The organism is Paenibacillus sp. E222, assembly GCF_013401555.1.
GTDB lineage: Bacteria > Bacillota > Bacilli > Paenibacillales > Paenibacillaceae > Paenibacillus.
In genome coordinates this window covers 3,448,380-3,464,692 of record NZ_CP058552.1, presented here as the reverse complement: position 1 = coordinate 3,464,692, position 16,313 = coordinate 3,448,380, and the positions used below count along the sequence as shown (strand labels likewise).

The 16,313-nt window shown below is 47.4% G+C and carries 12 protein-coding genes; 1 reads left to right on the top strand and 11 read right to left on the bottom strand.

The window, feature by feature from the left end:
* Window positions 1–41: 41 nt before the first annotated feature.
* The 5 genes from carB to pyrR all read right to left on the bottom strand — a co-directional run bounded on the left by carB (window position 42) and on the right by pyrR (window position 7,711).
* Window positions 42–3,260 carry a carbamoyl-phosphate synthase large subunit gene (gene carB / locus HW560_RS15440; protein ID WP_179263767.1) on the bottom strand — a complete coding sequence of 1,073 codons (3,219 nt, stop codon included), beginning with the start codon at window positions 3,258–3,260 and terminating at the stop codon, window positions 42–44.
* A gap of 1 nt (window position 3,261) precedes the next feature.
* Window positions 3,262–4,404, bottom strand: a complete 1,143-nt coding sequence (gene carA, locus HW560_RS15435; RefSeq protein WP_090901439.1) for a glutamine-hydrolyzing carbamoyl-phosphate synthase small subunit — start codon at window positions 4,402–4,404, stop codon at window positions 3,262–3,264.
* A gap of 401 nt (window positions 4,405–4,805) precedes the next feature.
* Window positions 4,806–6,110 (bottom strand): dihydroorotase, encoded by a 1,305-nt coding sequence (locus HW560_RS15430; protein WP_090901442.1) that lies wholly within the window; start codon window positions 6,108–6,110, stop codon window positions 4,806–4,808.
* 126 nt (window positions 6,111–6,236) lie between these two features.
* Window positions 6,237–7,148 carry an aspartate carbamoyltransferase catalytic subunit gene (locus HW560_RS15425; RefSeq protein WP_090902574.1) on the bottom strand — a complete coding sequence of 304 codons (912 nt, stop codon included), beginning with the start codon at window positions 7,146–7,148 and terminating at the stop codon, window positions 6,237–6,239.
* Entirely contained in the window at window positions 7,148–7,711 is a 564-nt protein-coding gene (gene pyrR, locus HW560_RS15420) for a bifunctional pyr operon transcriptional regulator/uracil phosphoribosyltransferase PyrR (RefSeq protein WP_090901445.1), read from the bottom strand. The genes HW560_RS15425 and pyrR overlap by 1 nt, the downstream gene beginning before the upstream one ends.
* Before the next feature lie 705 nt (window positions 7,712–8,416).
* On the opposite strand from pyrR, the gene HW560_RS15415 reads away from it, so the two are divergent.
* Window positions 8,417–11,092: a YhgE/Pip domain-containing protein gene (locus HW560_RS15415; protein WP_179263765.1), complete on the top strand. Its 2,676-nt coding sequence runs from the start codon at window positions 8,417–8,419 to the stop codon at window positions 11,090–11,092.
* Window positions 11,093–11,246: 154 nt separating this feature from the next.
* On the opposite strand, the gene HW560_RS15410 is transcribed toward HW560_RS15415, so the two are convergent.
* The 6 genes from HW560_RS15410 to HW560_RS15385 all read right to left on the bottom strand — a co-directional run bounded on the left by HW560_RS15410 (window position 11,247) and on the right by HW560_RS15385 (window position 16,218).
* Entirely contained in the window at window positions 11,247–12,548 is a 1,302-nt protein-coding gene (locus tag HW560_RS15410; RefSeq protein WP_179263763.1) for a DUF6080 domain-containing protein, read from the bottom strand.
* A 25-nt stretch (window positions 12,549–12,573) separates the two neighbouring features.
* A complete protein-coding gene (locus HW560_RS15405) occupies window positions 12,574–12,894 on the bottom strand; it encodes a DMT family transporter (RefSeq protein WP_257031937.1) in 321 nt (106 codons plus the stop codon).
* Window positions 12,881–13,171, bottom strand: coding sequence for an EamA family transporter (locus HW560_RS15400; protein WP_090810048.1), 291 nt, complete (start codon window positions 13,169–13,171; stop codon window positions 12,881–12,883). The genes HW560_RS15405 and HW560_RS15400 overlap by 14 nt, the downstream gene beginning before the upstream one ends.
* Window positions 13,172–13,197: 26 nt before the next feature.
* On the bottom strand, window positions 13,198–13,830 hold the full coding sequence (locus HW560_RS15395) for an HAD family hydrolase (protein ID WP_179263761.1): 633 nt from the start codon (window positions 13,828–13,830) through the stop codon (window positions 13,198–13,200).
* A 33-nt stretch (window positions 13,831–13,863) separates the two neighbouring features.
* A complete protein-coding gene (locus HW560_RS15390) occupies window positions 13,864–14,778 on the bottom strand; it encodes a decaprenyl-phosphate phosphoribosyltransferase (protein WP_371129142.1) in 915 nt (304 codons plus the stop codon).
* Between the two features lie 186 nt (window positions 14,779–14,964).
* The gene (locus HW560_RS15385; RefSeq protein ID WP_113053859.1) at window positions 14,965–16,218 is read right to left on the bottom strand and encodes an LL-diaminopimelate aminotransferase; all 1,254 of its coding nucleotides are present in this window, start codon (window positions 16,216–16,218) and stop codon (window positions 14,965–14,967) included.
* Window positions 16,219–16,313: the final 95 nt, after the last annotated feature.

The window sequence follows — 16,313 nt, the reverse complement described above, 5'->3', positions numbered from 1 at the left end:
AAGGCTGACTGATGTCCTTGATCAGTGACAAATCGTCTTATTTATTTTACAAGTGCTGGCATAGCCTCAGAGGAGAAGTTGATCGTTTGCAGCATGATCAACAGGGCACGGATCGTATCCAGTGAAGTCATACATACAATACCGTTCTCTACCGCCTCACGACGAATACGGAATCCGTCACGCTGCGGAGTTTTGCCTTTGGTCAGCGTGTTGAACACAAAGTTTGCTTCGCCGCTGCGAATCATATCGAGAATGTTCGGCGAACCTTCACTTAATTTGTTCACCGTCGTCACCGGAATGTTCGCTGCTTCAAGCGCAGCTGCCGTGCCTCCGGTAGCCATGATTTTGTATCCCAGTCTATAGAAACCTTCAAGCAGTGGAACAGCTTCCTCTTTGTCTTTGTCCGCTACCGTTACCACGATTGCTCCGGTGGCCGGGATCTTCATGCCTGCACCGATAAGACCTTTGAACAACGCTTTGGCGTAATTCGGGTCACGACCCATAACCTCACCTGTGGATTTCATCTCAGGTCCAAGCGTTGGTTCCACACGACGCAGCTTCGCGAAGGAGAAGACCGGAACTTTGACGGAAACATGATCCGATTCAGGCCATAGACCGTCGACATATCCGAGGTCTTTCAGCTTCACACCCAGAATGGCTTGTGTTGCCAGGTTCGCCATCGGAATGTTGGTTACTTTGCTCAAGAAAGGAACTGTACGGGATGAACGCGGGTTCACCTCGATGATGTACACTTGACCCTCATGGATAACAAACTGGATGTTAACCAAACCGATCGTTTTCAGTTCTTTTGCAATCTTGATTGTAATCTCTACAATTTTCTCTTTCAGATCCTGGGACAGGTGCTGTGGCGGATAAACCGCGATGGAGTCACCGGAGTGAACACCTGCGCGCTCGATATGCTCCATGATGCCCGGAATCAATACCGTTTCACCATCACAGATCGCGTCAACCTCAACCTCTTTACCCATCATGTAACGATCGATCAGGACCGGATGCTCCGGATTGATTTTAACCGCCTGCTCCATATATGTCAGCAATTCTGCATCGGAGTATACAATCTCCATCGCACGACCGCCGAGTACATAGGAAGGACGAACCAGTACCGGGTAGCCCAGACTTTGAGCCGTTTCAACTGCATCATCTACCGAAATGACTGTTTTGCCTTTTGGTTGTGCAATTTCCAGACGGGAGAGCAAATGCTCGAACTTCTTGCGATCCTCTGCCTCATCAATGTTTTCCAGATCTGTTCCGAGAATCGTTACACCAGCGGCACGCAGTGGTGCTGCCAGGTTGATTGCCGTTTGACCACCAAACTGTACGATAACCCCTACAGGCTGTTCTTGTTCGATAACGTTCATGACATCTTCGAAGAACAGAGGTTCAAAGTACAAGCGATCCGATGTATTAAAGTCCGTAGACACGGTCTCCGGGTTGTTATTGATGATAACTGCTTCATAGCCTGCTTTTTGCAGAGCCCATACTGCGTGTACTGTCGAGTAGTCAAACTCAATCCCTTGACCGATCCGGATTGGACCCGAACCAAGTACAACTACTTTTTTCTTATCTGAAGGAATGACTTCATTCTCAGTTTCGTAAGTAGAGTAGTAATATGGCGTTGTTGCTTCAAATTCAGCTGCGCATGTATCTACCATTTTGTAGACTGGGCGAAGGTTTTCCTCTTCACGACGTGCTCTGACTTCAGCTTCTTTCGTTAGCGTACCTCCTGGTTGACCTTCAGCACGCAGCTCAGCAATAGCACGGTCTGTGAAGCCAAGACGCTTCGCTTGATAGAGAGTTTCGGAGGACAATTCGGATTCCTCGCGAATGCGATCTTCGAAGCGAATCAGCCCTTCGAGTTTATCCAGGAACCACCAGTCAATCTTCGTCAGATCCTGAAGCTGTTGCAATGTATAACCTCTACGGAAGGCTTCAGCAAGCAGGAAGATACGCTCATCGTCGGCTTTGACCAAACGCTCGTTCAGCGTTTCTTCATCCAGTGTTTCGGCATCTTTCAGATACAGACGGTGTACGCCGATTTCCAGGGAACGTACAGCTTTATGAATCGACTCTTCGAATGTCCGGCCAATCGCCATAACTTCGCCTGTCGCTTTCATCTGTGTACCCAGTTTGCGGTTTGCCGAGATAAACTTGTCGAACGGCCAGCGTGGGATTTTGCACACGATATAGTCCAGTGTTGGCTCAAAGCATGCATACGTTTGGCCCGTTACCGGGTTCACGATTTCGTCCAGTGTGTAACCCATGGCAATTTTGGCAGCCATCTTGGCAATTGGATAGCCCGTTGCTTTGGAAGCTAGTGCCGAAGAGCGGCTTACCCGTGGGTTAACTTCGATAACATAGTATTGGAAGCTGTGTGGATCAAGCGCAAACTGTACGTTACATCCACCTTCGATGTTGAGGGCACGGATGATTTTCAGGGAAGCTGAGCGCAGCATTTGATATTCACGGTCAGACAACGTCTGGCTTGGTGCCACAACGATACTGTCACCTGTATGAACACCTACCGGGTCAAAGTTTTCCATGTTGCAGACTACGATACAGTTATCGTTTTTGTCACGCATAACCTCATACTCGACTTCCTTCATGCCTGCGATGCTCTTCTCGACCAAACATTGACCGATCGGGCTATAACGAATACCTGCTACAACTGTCTCGCGCAGCTCTTCTTCGTTGGCACAGATCCCGCCGCCTGTTCCGCCGAGCGTGTAGGCTGGACGGACGATGATTGGATAACCAATCTCATTCGCAAAATCAAGTGATTCCTCAAGTGTTGTTACGATGACACTCTCAGGCACAGGCTGCTCCAGTTCGCGCATCAGATCACGGAACAAGTCACGGTCTTCCGCTTTCTCAATGGATGTGAGCTGTGTTCCAAGCAATTTGACATTCTCACGTTCAAGGACGCCGGCACGTGCCAGTTCTACAGCCATGTTCAGACCCGTTTGACCGCCAAGGGTAGGCAGCAAACCGTCTGGACGTTCCTGGCGAATAATTTGCGTTACAAAATCCAGTGTGATTGGCTCGATATATACTTTGTCAGCCATGTTGGTATCCGTCATAATCGTAGCCGGGTTGCTGTTGATGAGTACAACTTCCACGCCTTCTTCTTTCAGTGCCTGGCATGCTTGTGTACCGGCATAGTCGAACTCGGCCGCTTGACCGATGACGATTGGACCTGAACCAATCACCAGGATTTTTTTGAGATCTTTGTTAATCGGCATGTTATTGTGCTCCTTTCACTGCGGCTGCCAGTACGGCTTGACGCGGCTGTTGCGGGTGAGTAATCTTGTGCTCCCGAATCATCTCGATAAAGCGGTCGAACAGATAGCTGTTATCATATGGTCCTGGCGCTGCTTCCGGGTGGTACTGAACCGAAAACGCCGGGAATGTTTTATGTTTCAGACCTTCGATGGTCTTATCATTATTGTTGATATGTGTCACTTCAAGGTCCGTATTTTTCACGGATTCTTCATTAACAGTGTAACCGTGGTTCTGGGATGTGATGAAGCAACGTCCGCTCTCCAGTTCTTTAACCGGGTGGTTTCCGCCGCGGTGTCCAAACTTGAGTTTCTCTGTATCGGCTCCTGCTGCAAGTGCGAACAGTTGGTGACCCAGGCAGATTCCGAAGATCGGAAATTCGCCGAGCAGTTCACTGATCATTTTAACTGCGTGAGGAACGTCTTTCGGGTCCCCAGGGCCGTTGGACAGCTGAATACCATCCGGGTTCATGCGGCGGATTTCGTCCGCTGTTACATCATGCGGAACTACGACAACGTCACAGTTACGTTTGCTGAGTTCACGCAAAATCCCTGTTTTTGCACCGTAGTCAACCAATACAATGCGTTCAGCCGTTCCCGGGCTGTTGTAAACATGTTGAGTAGAAGTCATAGGAACCTGGTTACGCAGCTCAGCGATGCTGGTGTCTCCCATCATCTCCAGCAACTCTTCCACAGGTTTCGATCCTGTTGTGAGAATTCCTTTCATTGTGCCGTGGTGACGAATCCGGCGAGTCAGCATCCGTGTATCAATCTCGCTGATCCCTACGATGCCATACTCTTTAAGCAAATCGTCTACGCTGTATTCCGCACGCCAGTTACTTGGCGTCGGCTCATGACGACGTACCACAAAACCGTGTACGAACGGACGAATCGACTCGAAGTCGTCACGCGTAATGCCGTAGTTACCAATCAGTGGATACGTCATGGTTACGATTTGACCGCAATAAGAAGGATCCGAAAGCACCTCTTGATAGCCTGTAATTCCCGTATTAAAAACGACCTCACCTGTTGTTTCACCTTCAGCACCGAATGCTTTCCCGGTGAACAGTGTGCCGTCTTCCAACAATAATCTTGCCTGTGCCTGCATCCCATTTCACTCCTCTGTGTTTATCAACGTTGAATACTTTGAGTTGAACATGGGGGACGTTACGTTTGGTGCGGCTCCGTGGGCAGAAAACCCTTTGATCGCTGTTATCCCCGGATTACTTTGATCCCATTCTTCAAATGGAGTAATCCGGTGATAAAGGCGAACGCTTTGCTTCTTCGGGTTCTTTCTGCCCACTCCACAGTTACGTTGGTGTCCATGTTCAAAAGCATTATTCAACTTTTCTTTGTTTCGTATGTTTGACTCTCGGCATGGTTTGCCTCGAGTTAGTTTTAAAGATGTTGTTTTGCATAGGTTGTAGATTTAGAGTTATAAAGCCTTGTTGTTTTAAAAGAATTAAAGAGGTAAAGTTTATTGATTTATTGATCTAATAAGTTACTGATTTACTGTTGTACCGTGTTGTTCCACACGCTTTTCCCGTCCACCCATGTCTGTACCGGCCATCCTTTTAACTTCCAGCCTGTGAATGGAGTGTTTCTTCCTTTGGTTGCGAACGTTGCAGGATCAACCGCTTTTTCCTCGTTCAGGTCAATCATCGTGATATCCGCTGGTGCTCCCTCTTCCAGCTTGCCAGTATCCAGCCGGAATACCCGAGCCGGATCAGCTGTCATGCGTTTCACGAGGAAGTCCAGGCTCCAAAGCCCTGTTTCCACAAACTTCGTGTACAGCAGCGGGAAGGCTGTTTCGAATCCAACGATGCCGAATGGTGCCAGCTCCATGCCTTTTGCTTTCTCTTCTTCGCTATGCGGGGCGTGATCGGTAACGATCATGTCCAGCGTTCCGTCCAGCAAACCTTCGATACAAGCTTGCACATCGCGTGGTGAGCGAAGAGGCGGGTTCATCTTCCAGTTGGCATCCATGCCCGGAATATCTTCATCCGACAATACCAGATGGTGCGGACATACCTCAGCAGTTACTTTAATACCGATGGACTTTGCCAGGCGAATCAAGCGAACCGACTGCTCCGTACTTACGTGGCAGACATGGTAGTGAACTCCCGTTGCTTCTGCAAGCAGGATATCCCGGCCTACGTGGATGGCCTCGGATTCATTCGGGATACCTTTGATACCCTGACGCTTCGAAAACTCGCCTTCTGTCACATATCCGCCAACTACCAATGAGTCGTCTTCGCAGTGAGCGATGACTGGCATATCCATGCTTGCTGCGAGGCTCATGGCATCTTTCATCATTTGAGCGTTTTGAACGCCCACACCATCATCCGTGAATCCAATCGCACCCGCTTCTTTCAATGCGGCGAAATCCGTAAGCTCACGTCCAAGCTCGTTCTTCGTAATAGCTGCATAAGGCAGTACTTTTACCAGGTCGGCTTCTTTGGCTTTATCCAAAACCAGCTTAACGACATCCGCGCTGTCGGTTACCGGTCTTGTGTTCGGCATACATGCAATCGTTGTAAAACCGCCTTGTGCTGCCGAACGGGCACCCGTCTCGATCGTCTCTTTATGCTCGAATCCAGGTTCACGCAGATGCACGTGCATATCAATCAAACCGGGAATGACCAGTTTGCCTGAAGCATCCGTTACGCTATGCGCTGATTGCTCTGCTTTCAATACCGCTTCGTCTTCCACTCCAGCGATCTTTTGAATTTTTCCTTCATCTATAATGATCGTTTTCCGTTCAAGTTCCCCTTGTTGATTCAAGATGTTCGCGTTCTTTATAATCTGTAGCATAATTGCCCTCCGCTTCGGTTCTGTCCGGCTTGCCGGGCAAGCCGGATGATTTTCTTTATCGTGTACCCTCACATTGCTCTATAAGAACTTCCGTCCCGTCAGCCTATGACCCACAGCCAGACCCTGTTACAGTTTCATCGCACGTTCCATGACCGCCATGCGGATTGGAACACCGTTTGCCATCTGCGGGAAGATCCGCGATGCTGCGCTCTCCACTACCGCGTCATCCACCTCGACATTTCGGTTCACAGGAGCAGGGTGCATAATGATTGTGCTTGGTTTCAGGCGTGACGCCCGTTCTTCCGTCAATCCGTAGTGTTCGCGATAATCCTCAGCCGAAGTAATCAGGCCGTGTTTATGACGTTCCAGTTGAACTCGGAGCATCATGACTACATCCGCATTGAGTGCTTCTTCCAGACCTACATAAGGTGCGTGTTCTGCCAGCTCCGGTGCCTGCATCGTTTGCGGTGCGCAGAAGCGCACATCTGCACCAAACTTTTGCAGTGCCCACAGATTCGAGCGAGCTACACGGCTGTGCAGGATATCTCCAATGATCGACACTCGCAAACCTTTCAGCTCACCGAAAGCCTTCCGCATCGTGTAGAGATCCAGCAGCGCCTGTGTAGGATGCTCGTTATTCCCGTCTCCGGCGTTCACTAGTGGAACATTCACTTTCTGAGCCAGTTGTTGCAGAACACCGGAAGGTTTCAACCGGATCACCCCTGCGTCAATGCCCATGGACTCCAGTGTGCGTACCGTATCATAGATGGATTCACCTTTCTCCACGCTTGATGCAGCCGCCGTGAAGTTTAGCACTTGTGCACCCAGACGTTTTTCCGCCATCTCAAATGAGAAGCGAGTACGCGTGCTGTTCTCGAAGAACATGTTAGCTACGAAGTGGGATTCCAGTACAGGAACCAGTTTCTCCTTCTGCGCTTCCCAGTGTGCTGCTCTGTTCAGAATGGATTCGATCTCATCTCGACTAAGGTCCTTAAGGCCAAGCAAGCTCCGGTCCTTCAATGCTGGTTGTGTAATCATCATGCTTGTTCCCCCCGGTTCTGGATGATCTTGACTTCGTCCTGTCCGTCCGTTTCCATCAGTGCAACCTCGATCTCCTCTGATTTGGAAGTCGGCACATTTTTGCCGATAAAATCAGGTCGAATCGGAAGTTCCCGGTGTCCGCGATCTGCGAGAACCGCCAGTTGAATGTTCTGTGGTCTTCCACAGTCCATCAGGGCATCCATCGCTGCGCGAATCGTCCGTCCGGTATAGAGCACATCATCGAACAAAATCACTTTTTTGTTATGAATCGAAAGTGATTCAGGTGTCATCGTCAACAGTTCCTTGCGATTCGCTTTGTTCTCATCCAAGCGATCATCGCGATAAGGGGTCACATCGAGCTCTCCCCAAGGGATCGGTGTACCTTCGATTTCTTCAATCTTGGCAGCGATCCGTTCTGCGAGGTATACACCCCGTGTTCGAATGCCGATCAGTACACAGCCCTCAATGCCTTTGTTTTTCTCCAAAATCTCATGGGCAATCCGTGTTAATGCGCGGCGGATCGCGGTTTCATCCATAATGACATGTGTCTCTGTGCTCATGCGTTCAGCCTCCTCAGGATTTACCTTTCAGATCATGGCCCCGTGACGAGGAGAACAAAAAAGACTCCTTGCCGTGTTTATTGGCAAGGAGTCTCCGAACTTCAGACCGCTCTGAAGAAAGTTTACTCTCGGGATGCATCGCTTCATTTGCCGCAGCAAAAAAACGATGTATCGTTCACGTTACCTTGCCAGTCTCACGGGACTGATTTAAAGGTGCTATTCATGTCGTTCATATTGAAGGACCTCACAGGGTTCTATACTCAATATGTCCGTTTGTCTTCATGAATTATGACAGAAAGACAACCCTCTGTCAACACCTCAACATCACAGGCGAAATTCCCCTACTGTATTCCCCTTAGAATCAGCAGTTCGGCTGAAAAACATCCAAACACATCACATTTCATTCGTTATTCATAATTATACAATAATTCTGCATATTTATCCATAGGAAATTGCGGAGAATCTTACAGCCAAAATAATCCTCTGCCTATATTCAACGTTGGAACAGAGTCTAATTATAGAGTTCAACGTCCAGAAACATGAAATACATGAAGGCTCTGCATTAGTACCTAGTGAAATGGGTAAAGTTTATAAACATGAAACAATTCATTGATGCTTCAATAAAGCCGATATACATAAGGATTTACAAATACGCGACATAGAAATAAGATAAGACCTACATTTATTTACATTTAGGAGGAAGTTATGCGTCACATTTGGCAAGTTTACAAAACAGACTGGTTACATATTTTGAAGGTTCCCACAGGTATATTTCTAATTGTAGCTATTATTTTACTGCCCGGAGTATATGACTGGGTCAACGTGAAATCCGTATGGGACCCGTACAGTAATACCCAAGGGATCAAAATTGCGGTGACAACCGAGGACAAGGGTGCTACTGTTGCAGGAACTAACGTTAATATTGGAGACGAACTGGTGTCCAGTCTGAAACACAACGAAAAGCTAGGATGGACTTTTGTGGACCAGGCTGAGGCTGATCGTGGTGTGCAAACAGGAGAGTATTATGCAAGCCTCCTCATTCCCGGGGACTTTTCAACCAAAATTACAGGTATCGTTGACGGGAAGCTGGAGCGCCCAGAGGTAATCTATACCGTTAACGAGAAGGTTAATGCCATCGCTCCAAAAATCACAGGCTCTGGTGTATCTGCGATTACAACACAAATTAATGAAAATTTCACGGAAGCCGTCAGTGAGGCTGTTCTAACCAAATTGAAGGAAGCCGGAGTTGAGATCAATGCCCAGCTTCCTACTTTGCGCAAAATGGAGAATGGCATTTTCACGCTGGAGAAAAATCTTCCGGCGATACAAGCTGCAGGTCAAAAGGTACTGGAAGTAGAAAAAGCCATGCCTGGTATCGTAAAAGATGCTCAAAAGATCGTAGAGATCGAAAAAAAGCTGCCGGAAATCAATGAAGCCGCACAGTATGTGCTCAAGGTGCAGGAGTATTGGCCACAAATTAATGACGCAGCATCCGAGGTGTTGGCTATTCAGGGGCGGATTCCCGATATTCAAAAAGCCGTAGAACGCATTCACGAAGTGGATGCAAACTTTGGTCAGGTATCAGGTGTCATCCAAACGGCCCTGGATAAAACCGACAAGGCTCTCTCTATCGTAACGGACGCAGAGCAAGATCTGGACAAAGTATCCCAAATCGCTGGTAACGGGATTGAGCTGGCCGAAGGCTTGAATCAGTTTGTGGATTCCAGTGAAGAAGCGTTTCAGGCTATAGGCCCGGTGATCCGGCAAAACCTGCTGCTGGTGCAGCAAATCGCAAACGCTGCGTCAGACGTATTTGGGCAATTGCAGAATACGGATCTTACTAAACTGCCGACAGCAGAAGATCTGGACCGGATCGCTGCCCGCTTGGGGATTGCGGTAAAACTCGTCGACAGTATGGCAGAACTACTGGGCAAAATCGACAACTTGCTTCCAAGCCATCCACTTGCTAATAAAATTACGCAGCTGAACACCATTTCAGATAAACTTCAGTTGCAAGTCCGCTTGGCTGGAATTATCAGTAATGCTCTGCGTCGCAATACAACTCCGCCCGCAGACGTCATCGCCCAGTTAAATGCTCTCTCCAAGGACATTAGCAGCGGCATTGGCAATATCATGAACACCTACGAGAGCGAAATATCGCCGGCTCTTGCGGCTGGTGCGGATAAGCTGAGGTCTATCCTTTCCACTTCAGCAGATACACTACAGGGAGCAAGAGATCGAATTCCGGATATCGCGGACATTCTTGCGTCAGCCAAAGAAGGGATTACGTTTGGGCAGACTGAATTGACCAAAATCCAGAGTGAACTGCCCCAAATACAATCTAAGATTCATGAGATATCGGAGACGCTCGCAAATAAAAGTGAAGGCTTTATCCAAGCTTTAAACACAGTGTCTTCATTAATACGAAACGATCTGCCCAAGCTGGGGACCAAGCTGAATGAAGCGGCTGATTTTGTTCGGAACGATCTGCCCAATGCCGAGAAACAGATAAGCAAGGCATCCGATTTTGTACAAAATCAGCTACCGGAGGTCGAACAAGGAGTACATCGTGTTGCCACGCTGGTACGTGATGATCTGCCAGCGCTGGAAAATGCCATCAGCAAGGCAGCAGACAAACTTAGAGAAGTCGAAGGCAATAACCAGTTTGCCGAGCTCGCCAAGCTTTTGCGCGGCGACATTGAAGAAGAGAGTGCTTTCCTAGCAAGTCCGGTGCAAATCAAGGAACAGCAGCTTTACCCGATTCCTAATTATGGATCGGCCATGTCACCATTTTATGGCGTGCTGTCCTTGTGGGTCGGCTCAACGCTGCTGATTTCCCTGCTTCGTGCCGAAGCTGAGAATCCAGACGGCAAGTTCAGGGGATACGAGTTGTATCTTGGACGTCTTGCCACTTTTCTAACGATTGGATTGCTTCAAGCGATCTGTGTCAGCTTGGGAGATATTTTGATTCTCGGCACCTATGTCGCAGATAAACTGTGGTTTGTCCTGTTTGCCATGCTGGTGAGTGCCGTATTTGTCACCATAACGTACACCCTGCTGTCCGTTTTTGGGAATATTGGAAAAGGGATCGCGATCATCTTCATGGTGTTCCAGTTCTCCAGCTCGGGCGGTACGTTCCCGATCAGCATGACATCGTCCTTTTTCCAGGCATTGAATCCGTTCATGCCCTTCACGTATGCGATCAGCCTGCTGCGTGAGTCGGTCGGGGGCATCCTGTGGTCCACTGCCATTAAGGATATTCTGTGGTTGTGCATGTTCATCGCGTTGAGTCTCATCGTTGCACTTGCTTTGAAACGTCCACTCAGCAGTCTCACCAAACGTTCAGCCGAGAATGCCAAGAAGACCAAAATTATTGCTTAAAAGCGTCCCTGAGACCCTCTGCGTAATGAACGCAGTGGGTCTTTTGTTTGAAACCAACATGCACATATCGAATGAATCATGCCAAACAAGACAGGGCCATTGGATCTACAGTCCAATGGCCCTGTCTCATTATATAGATAAATAAAACCTCTGATTATTTCACTGTACGTTCCTGTTCTAACTGATCATAGGACTGCTTGATGGTTGTTAATGTTTCTACATGACGATAGATGTTGTTCCCTGCGGTAACGAGAATAGATAGCATAATCAAGCCTATTAGCACTTTTTTACCCATCCCCGGACGCAGACTGATGACGAAGCCCCCACCGAGGAGGAAAAACGCAAACAGATAGTGTCCTGCATACAGGTACATATCGTATTGAAATACCGCCAACCCGAAACCAACAACGATATGAAGTAAAAAGGCAAACAGAATGTATGGCACAAGAGTCCACACTTCCCGTTCACGGATTCCCTTGATAAACCCCGTGAGCGCCAGCAGCAGGATAAAAATACCCGTGAGCTGAACATAGATCGGATTGGAACGGGACAGATCCGTTACAAACGCGACCATGCCCGGGTCCAGCAAATGCACTTTCGGTGACAGCATCGGATTAATCGTTAGCAGGCTTAGGGCCTTCCAATGAGCTGCGAACTGGAATGGAGTGGCATAGCTTGTTCCCCCATTTTGAATACCAAGCAGCCAATTACTTACCCAACTTCGACCGCCAAACGCGATGTATTGGATGCCTGTCAATACTACGATAAAGGCAACGGCGAGTGCCATAATCCCGATATACTTTTTCCAACCAGACTTGTTACGCCACGTACGCATATTGAAAAACATGGCGGCCGCAAACGGCACAATGTTGGTCGACGTCAGTCCGAAGTTGATGGATGCCAGCAGCGCATTCGGGATATAACGGATATCTTTGCGCTCACGGGTGTACTGCATATACAACACAGAGAACAGGATAACAAACTGCACATATGGATACGAATCCGGAATCAACGCGGTAAACATCAGATAGGAGCTGAAACCGAACAGTACAGCGAAAAGTAACGGTGTAGTGATTTGTTTGTCTTTTTGACTCAAAAACAGAAATACCAACACAACCGAACCTGCATTCACGAGTGATTGCAGGACTAGAAAGAACCAATTCCCGCCCAGCAGCTGAGCACCTGCTTCAAGCGTAACCGCAAGGAAGGAAATTAACGGATGAATCACCGAAGAACTGTTGTCTCCATAATACATGGAAGGATCGAAATTAAATAAATTAAGTGGAAACTGCGTCGTACTAAATGGCGTGTATGACCCAAGAAGCTCTGCGTGATTTGCTATGTACGTTACGTAAGGTCCATTCATGAGACCGTAAAAAAGAGCAAAACCCGCAAACAGGCCAAATGCCGTCCAATTGGTTCTGCGATTATAAAATATGTAGTCCAAAAATTTCATGCGCTCACATCCAGTTTCAATTATTCTAGAAAACCAATAAAAACAACCCGCCCATAATACAAGCGACACCGATCCAGCGCAAAGGACCCACTGCTTCCTTAAAGGCAAAGCGCGCTATAATGAGCGTCCACACATACGTTAACGCATTGGCAGGCAGCACAACCGTTAAGGGAAGAAATTTCAACAATACAATGTTCAGCATCGCACCTGTACCATAGAATCCAAGTCCCATTAGAACATGCAGCTTTTTGCGACTGGTGGCGTAGGCTTTCAAACCCGCTCCTCCCATCGCTCCACACAGGGTCATTGCAATTAATACAGCAATCATCCAGCTATCGATCAACACTGGTCAACGTCACCCCGATTCCAAGCAGCACAACAGCGGCCAACTTCTGCACCGTAATTTCTTCTCCTAACAAAAAGTATCCATAGATCAGCGCAAACACATAGCTGGCACACATCAAAGGATAGGCCACAGACAGCTTTTCCAAAGCAAACGCCTTGATCATCAAAATGGCACCCAGTCCATAACACAGAAAGCCGATGCCCAGGTAGATCCACTCGGTCAGCCCCCACTTCCAGAACAGTTGGCCCGTCGCTGTAAGAAAAGCGGAGACCAGCATCAACAACTTGCCTGTATGGCGCCCTTTTATCTCCCCCACGACAATGCCTCCATCTCTGGGACGCGCTTGTTAATAAAGTATCGCTGACTCACCAACTGCATCACTGGAAGATCGGATAAGGAGTCAGAGTAGGAGCAGGATTGATCATAATCAATCACCATCTTTTTCTCATCCAGATAGGCCTGGATTCGGCGAACCTTCTCATCCCCCTTGCAATTGCTGCCTTCAATCCTACAGGTATAGCCATTCGAGTGACGAACCAGATCGGTACCGATGACATGATCCACCCAGGGAAAGTTTTTAAAATATTTCATATAAGCATGTGGAGATGCGGTCACCAGCAATACATGATAGCCTTCTTCCTTACGATGCTGCATCTCTACACTTGCCTCCGCAAAAATGGCAGTACGCAATCGTGTATCAAAAAAATGCTCCAGATCTTTTTCAGACATGCGCTCAATACTCTTGAAGTAGGAACGTTTGACACGCTCAACGGTCATCAGACCTGCCTTGAACAGCGCGGTATGAAATGCAATTACAGGCAATCTCCATACCTGCCATGGATAACGCCGAACGCCGTAATGTACAAACTGAAACATGGAATCTCTGCGTATAATCGTTTTATCAATATCAAAGATGGCGACTTTCGTGCTTTTCACCCTGATCCCCCTCTGCCTTCCAGACTCTAACGTTTATTCAAAAATAGCAAAAATCAAAATAACACTTATGACATACAAAATGACCGTGATCAAGACGGGCTTGTCCTCAAACAAAACTCGATCAGGTGAACCACCTTGGTTCTTCATATGAATCAGATACAGATAACGGAACATGCCGTATATGACCAAAGGAATCGTCCACATTAAATGAATGGTGCGATCGGATGTGAAGGTAAATAGCGAATAGCTGATAATGGTCGCGGTTGTGACAATGGTATTGAACTGATCCAATAACGTAATCGAGTAGTTATCCAATACTTTACGATGTGAACCGGTATTTCCCTCAAGCAGAGTAAGTTCATTCCTACGTTTGCCAATGGCCAGGAACAGGGACAGCAGCATCGTACAGATGAGAAACCACGGCGTAAATGGTACATGGATCAGCACACCGCCCGCAATCGCACGAAGCACAAATCCAGCCGCAATGGTCATCATATCCAAAATAACGAGATGTTTCAGAACAAATGAGTACGACACATTCAAAAGGAAATAAACTATACATAACACTCCGAATAACGAGTTCATCACAAAGGCTGTCCCGACGGAAAGAATCAACAGCAGAATTCCAAACAGCAAGGCGTGAGCCGGATTGACCTGTCCAGAAGCAAGAGGACGGAACATCTTCACAGGATGCTGACGATCTCTGTCGCGATCTACATAATCGTTTAAAATATAAACGCAGCCTGCAACCAGGCTAAATAAAATAAAACCTAGCAAAGTCGATAGAATGGTCTCCGTCCGAATTTCCTCAAAAGAAAAAAGCAGCGCGGCAAATAACAACAAATTTTTGGTCCATTGTTTGGGTCTCAATAATTTAAGCAATCCTGAAACGGTATTGCCTGTCCCTGCAGCAGGTGTGGACACAGTATTGGTACGTGATGATAACAATTTCCATAACTCCCTTCAAAAGCAACTTCTGACTTATATAAATAACGTAAAGATCTAATCATATGTTGCTTGTATTATTTTGTAAAGGGATTACAGGGAAAATTTATATTTTTTTGCATAAAAAAAAGAGACCGTTTCCGGTCTCTTCTTTCTTTTACGTTACATCATAATGATGATGTGAATTAATTAAAATTCGAATTGCACGTCGCTCAGGCGGCGTTTAATTTCAGCAATAACACGTTTCTCTTCCTCTTCTCCTTTAGCTTCAAAGGTAACGGAGAAACGAACAAAGTTACCAGCATCATCCCAAGGCACCGAAGAGATCAGTTTTTCACGGATCAGGAACTGGGAGAAGTCTTCGCCTGATTCAAAGCGGCGGCCTCCGGCAATACCTTTTGGAGCTTCAACATACAGGAAGAAGGAACCTTTAGGTTTCTCAGCCTGGAAGCCCAGCTCGTTCAGTGCAGCTACCAGCAGGTCGTGACGACGGGAATATTTCTCGGCGATTTTTTCCGTGATTTCCGGGTGGTTCAATCCATAGGCAGCAGCCTTCTGGATCGCGATGAACTGACCGGAGTCATTGTTGTCTTTTACGTCGCTGAATGCTTTAACTACAAGCGGGTTACCTGCAACAAAACCAATTCTCCAGCCTGTCATGTTGTAAGACTTGGACAGGGAGTGCAATTCCACGCCCACATCCTTCGCACCAGGTACAGACAGGAAGCTGAACGGTTTTTTGCCGTCATATGTCAGTGCTGCGTACGGAGCATCATGCACAACGACTACGCTGTATTTCTTCGCCCATTCAACCACTTCCGTAAAGAACTCCACGGTAGCACTCGCGCCCGTCGGGTTATTCGGGTAGTTCAGATAGAGCAACTTCGCACGTTTCGCAATATCTTCTGGAATAGCCGACAGATCTGGCAGGAAGTTGTTCTCCTTGGTCAACTGGATGTTGAACACTTCGCCACCCAGGTATTTGGTGTGTGTACCCATAACCGGATACCCTGGCACCGTCATAATCGTTACATCACCTGGATTGATGAAGCAAGAAGGCATCATCGCCAAAGCTGGCTTGGAGCCGATGGAATGCACGATTTCAGTTGATGCATCGATACCTTCAACATTAAATACATTTTTCAGGTAAGCAGCTGCCGCTTCCTTGAATTCAGGAATACCGTTATCCGCGTAACCACGGTTTTCGGGTTTGGAGGCTTGCTCCGCCAATGCAGCTACGATGCCTGCATCTGCCATTTCGTCCGGTTCACCTACACCGAGGTCAATCAGTTCTACATTGGGAAAATCTTTTTTAGCCGAAGCTTTGGCACGTTTGATTTTCTCGAATTTATAGATGTTAGTGTCTTTACCATAGTTGGAGCCGCCAATACGGTCGGCAAAATTAGTCTGAATGTACGTTTCCTGATATTTATCAATACTCATGATTTTGTTCATCTCCTCATTTGACGCAAATTTCTACACTTTAATATGAAGCATTTGCGCGTTCAAAACCATGGACAAATTATCCGAACATTTGT